We start from the raw sequence: 1,310 nt of genomic DNA, 5'->3' as shown, positions 1-1,310 counted from the left end.
AAAAAATGAAATTAAGAAAAGATAAATTATCGTAAACTATACACTTTACTTTAGTGTCAAAATTATAATAATGACAATAAACATCAGAATGTGTATAACAGTAAAAAGAGTCATATCAAAATGAAGTCGATCATTCTTGTAATTTTGATTGCAAACCTTTTATCGGCTTGTGCATTAGCACCAAAGCTAAAACAGCCCAATGATAGGAACCGTGTGCCCATTAATAAAACAATCCCTGCCGAAATCAAGCGAGGAGACAGATGAAAAAGCGATTTATTATAACAGGAATGATTACCCTTTTGGGGATGATAAATTTAACTCTAACGTCTAACTTTAGCTGGGGTTCTGGGACACAAAGTTCAACTGTTAAAAGTCCTTTTTCAAAAGCAGAATATCTGGAAATTATTAAGTTGTTAGAACAACAAATTAAAACAAACGAAAACCAGATCGAAAACGCGAAAAAAATTCATCAGTCTATAACAGGAAATAGGATACAAAAACCAACAATAGGAGAAAACAAGAATTCTTTCATACAAGATTTGTTTTCTATCTACCCAAGAACACAGACAAACTACCAAAACATAACTACTGGGGAATTTAAAAAAAGATTTAATGAGATTATTCTCGAAGAGAAAAGGTACGGCTTCCAGAATTTGCCGTATGACCAAATGCGCGAAACAATTAATACGCGTCTTAAATATAGTGGAATTGTCGAAAAAGCTGTAAGTTTTCAAACTTTCCAAGACGCAGAGAACCGCTTTAAACAAATGAACGATTTCTTAGATAAGATAAATAAAACAAAAGATCTCAAAGAAGTTTTCGAACTGCAAACACGCATCAAGACCATGTCAGCCATGATCCAAAATGAATATACAAAGCTACAAATGGTCAGAAATTTAAGCGATGACGAAGAGACTCTTATCGAAATACAAAAACGTAAATTGTACAGAAAAATTGTAACCTCTAACTACAAAAATATGCCTATAATAAGATCTAACCAATAAAGCTTTTTACAGCATTTGCTTTTTTTCATGAAAACAAAAACCAATGTAGAAGGTTCAGTACTCTCTGAACAATTAAGAGAAGCACAAAGATTTTATCAAAGCCAAGATATCGTGCTGAAAACACTTAGGTAATGTATAAATGAAAATGAGGCGTTTAGCATATATCTATGTTCCAAGGTGATAAAAAGTTGAAAATTTGTTAAAGAGGAATTCCATGGACTTTACAGTGTTCACGCAACTTTTCAATAAAATTGATCAGATAACAAAAACATATGTCACGGATATTTCCTCAAAAGCAATTGTTAC

At 32.1% G+C, this 1,310-nt stretch carries 2 protein-coding genes and 1 pseudogene; all 3 read left to right on the top strand.

Translation table 11 applies throughout. The annotated features are described in order from the left end of the window. Window positions 1-120: 120 nt before the first annotated feature. Window positions 121-264 carry a TrwH protein gene (locus tag ACFINH_RS09825; protein WP_273791747.1) on the top strand — a complete coding sequence of 48 codons (144 nt, stop codon included), beginning with the start codon at window positions 121-123 and terminating at the stop codon, window positions 262-264. Next, window positions 261-1,004, top strand: a complete 744-nt coding sequence (locus ACFINH_RS09820; protein WP_375632980.1) for a type IV secretion system protein — start codon at window positions 261-263, stop codon at window positions 1,002-1,004. Before ACFINH_RS09825 ends, ACFINH_RS09820 begins: the two co-directional genes overlap by 4 nt. A gap of 214 nt (window positions 1,005-1,218) precedes the next feature. Further along, window positions 1,219-1,310: pseudogene (locus tag ACFINH_RS09815) on the top strand (trwi protein); the annotation flags it as partial.

Origin of the sequence: Bartonella sp. AA74HLJMH, from assembly GCF_042197045.1 — a bacterium.
Taxonomy (GTDB): Bacteria; Pseudomonadota; Alphaproteobacteria; order Rhizobiales; family Rhizobiaceae; genus Bartonella.
The sequence above is the reverse complement of the archived record's forward strand: the minus strand, read 5'-3'. Positions and strand labels throughout refer to the sequence as shown.